Consider the following 9,546-nt stretch of genomic DNA (forward strand, 5'->3'; position numbering starts at 1 on the left):
CTATAAAGTTTTCCTGTTCCTTCAACATTGGAAAGACCAACATGAGTTTGTACTAATTGTCCATCACCTACCAATCTCATTTCTCCATCTAAAATAAAATCTTCATCAAACTCTAAGTACATATTATCTGGAATTATCAGTTTAGAGTTTTCTTTTATCCAAACACATTCTACTCTTGCATCTTCTGGAAGAACTGCATTTGTTAGAGATGTTTGTGCGTCTATGACCATTACTTTGTCTCTATCTGCAGCATTTCTACTTGGACCATTTAAGTTTACCCCAGTTAAGGTGCTGTTACCCCCAATCCAAGATCCAGAAACGCCAGCATCTCCATTCCAGAAAATACCGTTGATTTCTGAGTATGTAAAATATTTTACACCTTCGAAATCGTAATCTACAGTGTAAACTACTTCAGAATTTATAGTTTCTGAAGTTACAGGAATATATTCTACGTTGGTAGTAAAAGAGGCATCATCTGCAACTTTAAAAACTTTTACTGTATTTGGGGTTGTTAATCCATTATCAATTATGGTTTTATTTGCAGCGATTTGTACAGAGCCAACTGTACCTCTCTCTACTACTTTCCAAGTTCTTGATAACGTTTTTTCTGGAGCACAAATTAATTCTGTTTCAGTAACATCACCAGAGGCTAAACTACCGTTATTATTACCCCACATTATGAAGTCTTTATTGGTAGTAAATGTATTACCATTAGTTTGGTTGGTTGTTGCTATAGCATCTAAACCAATAGTAATAATGGCGTCTGAATTTATAGATTTAGATTGTTTTTGATTCAATACCATAGCGTCATCTCTACCAATACCTGCAACATCATTATGGTATTCAGTTTCAGAATCCCAAACTTTAGTAGTTAAATCATTCAAAATATAATCTCCTTCATTGATTGAACCAGAAACAACTTCATTAATATTTGTATCTGCATCTGTATCATTAGAAAGTGTAATACCATATTTAATAGCTAAATATGATTGAATTTGTTGTTGTTTTACAGCTGATGGAACTGCATCAAAAACCATGATTTCTGCAATTTCTCCATTAGTGAAACGTTGAGTACCATCAAAAGAACCAATAAAGAAATTTTGTGTATTATTACTTATAAGCTGCGATGCTAGGTTATCTGTTGCAATTTCAAAACCATTTCTATAAAGAGATTTGTTTGTAGCTGATGGTGTTGCTGTTCCAGTACTTGAACCTGCATTCCATAAATTAAATTCACCTGTATTTGCTCCCCAAGGTGTTCCAATAAATGCTGCAGCACCGAAATTAAAAGCAATTTGACTCGATGCAGCATTATCTGGTGTTAAGAAATAAAATCTTGTATCACCTGTTCCTTGTGATAAGGTATAGAAATATTCGTTTGCATTTGCCTTAGTAACAGCATAAACCCAAATATTATCATATGTTGTATTGTTACCTAAAATACCACCAGTAATTTGCATAAAATCATTAGTTCCATCAAAATCTATAGTTGGATTAAAGTTTAATCCACCATCTACTTTAGCAGGACTGTTTGTTGCTGTTGCTGTAAAATTACTTGCGGTTTGATCTGCCCAAGCAGTTACAGCAGTAGTTCCTGTAACATCTATATCTGCTCTTAACCAGAGTATATTATCATCTGACCCAACAGTTACGGGATCGTTTGTGGCATCTCTATAATCTACATTTCCTCCATCATTAACATCTGAATCTGTGTCTGGTAAATCTGTTGAAGGTGTGTTAATTTCATCATTAACATCGTAACCATCATTTACATCAGCACCTTCAAAATTATCATCTAAACCATCGTTGTCAGAATCTGTTCCGCTTACAGAATTGTCTGAATCTCCATTTTCTTGAATATCTGGAGTACCATCATTATCTGAATCTAAATCTACAAAATCTGGATTGTCAGTACCATCATTATTGTTAGTTACAGATAAGTCTACGCCAGTAATACCTCCACAAGGTGTACAATCTGTATCATATGCATCATCTAAACCATCATTATCTGTATCTACACCAGAAGGAGTAACATAGCCTAAGGTTGTTTGTGCTTCTACATTGTCTGGTATACCATCATTATCTGCATCAATATCTAAACTGTTGATGATTCCATCACCATCAAAATCTGAATTATTAATTTTTGTTGCTTCTGTTAAAACATCTGCCGATGAAAAGGTTGTTGTATTTGAATATCTTACAGCATCCATAAGACCATCATAAAAACCACTTATATTTCCAGAAGTTGCTCCATCAATAGGACCTCCTAAACCTCCATCACTTCCATGATTAGGTATTGTTGTATAATCTGAACTTACATCAATACTTGAGGGAACACCATCTAAATACACCGTTAAAATACCATTACTAAATGTTGCAGCTACATGATGCCATTCACCATCTACCGTTAAAGATGTTGGGTGTGTTATGTTTCTCTGACTGACTGCTCCTCCATTTCTTGTTGAGAAAGTAAGAACACCATTGTCTATCCAAAGTGTAACACCATTAGTACCACCACCTTCTTCATAAATTATTCTTTGTCCTGATACATCGTCTGGTTTTATCCATGCAGAAAAAGAGATTTGAGAATAATTTCCTTCCATAAAGCCGTTACTATCTTGACTGTACCTTATGGTATTTGTTGTACCATTAAAATCAGCAGAATTTGTTCCTTGAATTGCGTTTGTAGAATAACTAGGTGCTGCACCATTTGCTCTTTCATCGTTAGAGTTAATTGCATCATCTGTATTACCATCTAATGGCCAGTAGGCTTCAGGTGTTGTAACAAAAGAAATAATTTGACTGTCTTCATTTACATCTGGAATTCCATCATTATCATCATCTATGTCAATATTATTAGCAATACCATCTCCATCTGAATCTACACCAACAACAGTATCTCTATAATCTAAATCTCCTCCAATATTTACGTCTGAATCTCCGTCTGTAAAATTATCATTTTGTGTATCGTCAAAAGTTCCGTTAACATCTTTATAGTTATCTCCAGTTCCTTCGCCTAAACCATCACCATCTGTATCTCCAGTTCCATTATCATCTAAAGTATCTAATAAACCATTGTTTCCAACAGCACCTGTAACTCTACTGCCATCATTTGATAATGTTGTTAAACCAGATTCTAAAATGTCGTTTACACCATCATCATCTGAGTCTAAATCTAAATAATCTGCATTTCCAGTGCCATCTGTATTGATAGGAGTTAAGCCTGTATCATAGGCTAAATCTATACCGGAAATACTGTAGTTTCCTGTAGGAGCTATATAACCGCTTGTAGATTGTGCTTCTATGTTATCAGGAATACCATCGTTATCTGCATCTAAATCTCTAAAATCGAAAACACCATCGCCATCACTATCTATAGGAGTACAGAAACCAATATTACCAATAGCAATATCTTGTTGGTCTGTTAAACTACCAGTTCCTTCATTTTCATATACAATTTGAATTTGAGTAATCCATTCTGGAATACTATTTATAATTATATTTGATGTTCCGGTTGTGGTTCCTTGAAATGTGTTTAACCCAGTAAAACTATTTGTAGCTCCTAATGTATAATTTGTAGCAACTAAATTGTATGTAGAACCGTCTTGTTTTGTTAAAATTACTTGAACTTTATCTGTAGCAATGGTTGCAACGTCTTGATTTACGTCGTAAATTGTAAAGTTTACACCATATACTGGCGTATCAAATGTAACTTTATGTCTTGAAAGTGCGTTTGAAGAGGCACCTTGATTTAAGTTATAGCTATTGGGGTTGATAGTACTGTTTACAGTATATGTACTTTCACTAGAAACATTTGAGCTTCTTGAAAGTGTCATTGTAACATTAGAATCTGTAATTACAGGATTTACAAGAATAGGATCATTATCTGTTGCATATTGAGTGCTCCAATTTAGTTCTCCACTTGTTGGGTCTACTAAAGTACAACTTCCTGCACCTAATTCTATGGCGTCTACTATACCGTCATTATCATCATCTAAATCTAACTCATCACTAATACCATCATCATCATAATCTGTAGTAAAAGTATCATCTCTATAATCTACATCTCCTGAGCTTAAAACGTCTCCATCTTCATCAGGAAAATTGTCTGTTTGTGTATTATCAAAAGATCCGTTTACGTCTAAATAATTATCACCATTATCATAGGCATTATCTAACCCATTGTTTCCGTAAACTCCTGTAAGTGTTAAACCAGCTTCAGTATTGTCTAAAAGGCCATCATCATCTGAATCTAAATCTAAATAATCTTGAGTATTATCTCCATCAGTATCTTCTGGTAGTAAGCCTCCAGTGTATGCTGTATCAACACCATTTGCATCTACAATACCATCTGGAGCTACATAACCAGTTGTAGATTGTGCTTCTATATTGTCTGGAATACCATCGTTATCTGAATCTAAATCTAAATAGTTTGGTATACCATCACCATCTGTATCATTAGAGCAATTTGGTAATGTGACTGTTGTTGGTGTGTTAGTGAAAGTAACTGAACCAAAATTATAACCAGTATCAAAATCTCTTTTTAAGAAATTAATATTATACACACTAGCTTTTCTTAATTGTACACCAAACCACAAGCTTTCATTTGCTAATCCCGAATCTGTGCCTGAAGATAAAAATCTTAAGAAATCTCCAGAAGCACCAGTATAACTTGTAGTTTCTTCAGATACTGAAATATTTGTTGAAGGTGTTATTGAGATTTTATATTCAGAAATATCAGATTTAGAAAATTCAACTGATTCTCCAGGAGTTGGTGTTAAAAAATCGATATCTTTAAATACTATACTTGCAGGAACTTCTATTGGAAAACTTGTTCCACTTTGTAGAAATTCGAAATTTACGTTTGCATACGGTGTTGTTGCTACGTTTGTACCTTCTAAGTGTATTGGGTACAAGTCTGAACCAAATGTGAAACCACTAATATTAATAGCCATGTTTGTGGGGTCAGAGTTTGCAATTACTGTTATTTTTAAATCTATTGGTATACCTTGATAAGTACCTACGTTTGAGTAAACAGCAATGTCGCCAACATCACCAGCTAAACCGCTATTTGTAAATGTTAAGTTACCTACATCTAAATTAAAATTGAAAGGATCCACAGAAGGTTCACATTCTTCAGTATCTAAAATACCATCATTATCATCATCTAAATCTACTGAGTCTGGAACACCATCACCATCATTATCACTAAATACTGCAGTTGCATCTCTCCAATCTATTTCTCCGCCAGAAGGAGTGTCTGGAAAATCATTAAAAGGTGTAGTATCGAAAGTTCCGTTAACATCTATATAGTTATCAGCGCTTTCTATATTTGAATCTAAACCGTTTATGCCATAAACTCCGTTTAATGTTAAGTTTGCTTCTAATCTGTCTGAAGTACCATCATTATCAGAATCTGTATCTAAAAAATCTGGTATTGTATCTGCAGGACTATCTGTATTTACAGGAGAAATATCTGAGCCACCTTGTGCAGTTTCGTAATTATCATCTAAACCATTGTTATTTGTATCGGTAAAACCTGCTCCTGGAGCACCACTTGGTGCTATGTATGATGCAGTTGCTTGAGCCTCTATGTTATCAGGAATACCATCGTTGTCTGAATCTAAATCTAGATAATTTGGAATACCATCTCCATCTGGATCTGTACCTGTTGCACAATCTGTGATTTCTACAATGCCAATTGCATCGATTTGAAAATCTGTAGTACTTGGTGTAGCTTGTTTAGTTATTTGTACATATCTGAAGCTAGAATTAGAAACTACTACATCAGTTTGAAAAATTGCATCTTGTGAAGATTGAGGAACAACAGGATTGTTTATAAATCCTGAAGCACCACTTACAGATTCGTTAATGATTGGAATTGCAGTTCCAGCTTCTCCAGGTTTTCTTCGCCAAACTAATTGATATTTGGTTCCTGCTGGATATTCTTGTCCTAAATCATAAACTAATACATCATTATTAAAGTCTATTTCTGCAAAAATATTATCTGGCTCTCCTTGAATGTTAATTCCATTGATAGCACCACCTCCACCAGTGTTAGCTTCAGAAAATAAACTTCCATCATATGTTACGCAAGCTACAAAACCTTCATCCGTATCAATAATACCATCATTATCATTATCAATATCTGTAAAATTTGGTATGCCATCTCCATCAGTATCTACAAAACCTGTTACTGATGTATCTCTCCAGTTGACGTCATTTGGTAAACCAAGGTTTGCGTTTGCTCCATCATCTGGAAAATTATCTGTTTGTGTATTATCGAAAATACCGTTTACATCTTTGTAATCATCACCATTATCATAGGTGTTATCTAATCCGTTTTTACCAACTGTACCTATTAAAATAAGGTTTGCTTCTGTAGTATCGGAAACACCATCTTGATCAGAATCTAAATCTAAATAATCTGGATTGTCCGTAACTATTGCGCTGTCAGAATTAACAGGTGTAATATTGGTACCACCTTGTGCAGTTTCATAATTATCGTCTAAACCATTATTGTTTACATCTGTAAAACCAGCTCCTGGAGCTCCACTAGGAGCGATATATCCATTAGTTGTTTGTGCTTCTATATTGTCAGGAATACCATCATTGTCTGCGTCTAAATCTAAATGGTTTGGAATACCATCTAAATCAAAGTCGAAAATATCTGCAATACCATCGTTATTTATGTCTGTGTAATTTGTAGTAGAACCATCTCCAGTACCATCATCCCTTACATCTAAGTAGTTTGGTAGTTTGTCTCCATCTTCATCACCTAAAGGAACATATGTTGTTCCTCCAACTGTATTTTCTACGGTGTCTAATATACCATCATTGTCATCATCTACATCATCTGTATCTGGAATACCATCACCATCTGAATCTAATTCTTCTAAGTCATTTAGTTCTATTGCAATTTGAACTGATTCTAAACCAGGATAAGGAAAACCAACCAAAGTTGCGTTTGTTTTAGGGAAAAAAGCTAAATCCATATTTCCACTTGTAGGGTCTCCAATAAAAATAACAGATTTGGTACCCCAAACTTCTCTTGAAATATTTCTAATAGGTTGCCTACCATTACCTTCAACTTCAAATTCAAATTCATCCATGTAGGTTCCTGAGTAATAGGAGTTTGTTGGGTCATTTCCGTTGGCATTTGAAAGAGAGGTTAGTGTATAAATATTAAGCCTATATACTTTGCCTGCAACTAAACCTCCCATTGTGGTTCTTACAGATTCTTCTGATCCAGTAATGACTGTACCATCTCCAATATCTCTAATTGAGATCCAAGTTAAATCTCCAGTAGGAGGTAATGGTAAAGGGTTTACCCAAGTAGCATTACCACCAGCACTACCTTGACCACCAGTATTTGTTCTATTAGCAATATCTGGTGTACCACCACTATCTACCCAACCAGTAGGAGTACAGTTACCACAGGTTGTGGCTGCTGAACCAGTACCCGAAATTGTTTGAGAAAAAGAATTATTTGAAATAGTTAAGAATAATAGAAATAAAATAAATGCTATTATGCTTTTTTTATTTATAATCTTCGAGTTCTGAATTTCCCCAAATTCAGAGACTCTAAAAAACATTTTATTCATGTTATGTTATTTAGCGTTTTGTTAATTGGGGGAATAAGCAAAATTAAGTTAATATTTAATTCTGACAAAATTTTTTAATTCTCCCACAGCCTTATGACACATGGAGTTATTTAAAGTCACAAAAAAAAGCCAAAACATGATACTGTCTTGGCTTTTGTTTTATAAAAAACTTAATTTATTCAATTAGAACTTTTTTCGAAAGAGTTCCTTTTTCTGTTTTAATTTTTATTATATATATCGTAGCAGAAAGATTTTTTACATTTAATCTGTTTTCTGAGTTGGAATTTATGGAATTCCATTTTTTTATCTTTTGCCCTAAAATATTAAATATTTCAACATTTTCTATTTTTAAGTTATTGTTGTTTTTAATTACAATTTCTTTGTTTGAATTATCTGCAAAAACAGTTACTTCATTGTCTATTGGATTAAAGTTTTCTGTATTTAAAGCACTTTGTTTAGAAAAAACAATATAAAAACGGTCTGTATATGTACCAGCAGGAATATTTAATTCTTGTGGTGTTTTTGTTAGTGTGTAATAGATGTTTGTTACTTTGTCTAACAAATAAACGTCTCTATTAATGTTTCTAATTTCATCTATTTGAATGGTTTTCTTATCGTCATTAGCCACAGCAATTGTTAGTGGTACTTCTAATTGATTTGTAATTTCAGAAACACCTGCGATTACTAGTTTTCTATCAGCTAATTCAGGAAATTGCCAGTAGATATCATTATCTCCAACATCAAAAATTTCACTATCGTAACCATTTTCATATTTGAAGGTATTTCCTCTTCTAAAAGAGATTCCTATTTGCCTGTGCAATGCTACAGCATTAGAAGAAGTTCTGTTATAACCTAACTTAATTACAGGTAATAAATCTATTTCATCTTCATCTTCATTTTGCTTTTTATTTTTTGCGGCATTTGATTTGAAGAAATAAGATGTATTTTCTGAAGTACCAGAAGGTTTGTAGTTTCTTTGAGAATTCTCAAATCTTAATGTACCTCCATCACTATCAGCTCTAACAAAGAAACCTTGTGCAACTGCAATATATCTGCTTGGAGCTGTATATATAGCATCTCCTAAACTAGGGAAAAGACCTTGTGTAAACTCTAAATTATCCATCACTAAATTATAAGGACTGTCTGTTGTAATGGTAAATGAAGTTACATCTTCCCAGTTTAAATTAACATCTTGCCCTAATATACCAGTTAGTGTTTGAGTAACAGGAGTACCTTTATTTGGTGTTAATGTTACTGTTGGATTTATTGGTGATAATGGAGATTTACTATTTAACAAAAATATTGATTTTAAATCTATTGGTTTATCAAAAGAAACTTCTATTTCATATTCGCTGACACCACCAAGAAGGTTACCAACACCTTGTCCTATAATATTAAATATTCCTGAAAGTATACCAGCAGAATCATTTGAATTTTCAATGCTAATTGTTACTCCATCTACTACTTGAGAAACCACATTACCTGTTTCTGTAGCAGAAGTAAAATCGAAAGTTTCTACACCTATACTACCAGTTCCATTTGCAGCAATACCCATGGTAAGGTTTCTTTGTCCATAACCACCATAATAACCTGCAAATGTATGTCCTGAAATACCAGTAGGCTCTACATCTTCTCCTGTATGTTCCCAGAAATACAATGTACCTTCTATAGTGTTGATATTTGTGTTTATGAAGTCTGTAGCATCTATAACGCTAGGGTATGGGTTACCAACTAATGAAGCTGTTTCACCCGTTAAAGGGAAGCTTATAGTACCATCATTAGGAGTACCAACAAAAGTATAGTTTTGTCCAACAACACCTGTAGATTTCATGGTGTAACCTCTTGCTCTACCAATAGGCTCTGTTTCTAATACTCTTACGTAATTTGAAGAACGATCATCTGCAGCTGCAGGATCGTTTTGGTTTGTATAAATCCAATAATT

General features: G+C 33.8%; 2 protein-coding genes. Both read right to left on the reverse strand.

Annotation, left to right across the window (positions count from 1 at the left end):
- A partial coding sequence (locus FDT66_RS13900) for a LamG-like jellyroll fold domain-containing protein (protein WP_138537596.1) occupies positions 1–7,604 on the reverse strand: 7,604 nt, incomplete at its 3' end.
- A gap of 175 nt (positions 7,605–7,779) precedes the next feature.
- A partial coding sequence (locus FDT66_RS13905) for a T9SS type A sorting domain-containing protein (RefSeq protein ID WP_138537598.1) occupies positions 7,780–9,546 on the reverse strand: 1,767 nt, incomplete at its 5' end.

This window comes from Polaribacter aestuariivivens (assembly GCF_005885675.1).
In the GTDB taxonomy this organism is placed as follows: Bacteria; Bacteroidota; Bacteroidia; order Flavobacteriales; family Flavobacteriaceae; genus Polaribacter; species Polaribacter aestuariivivens.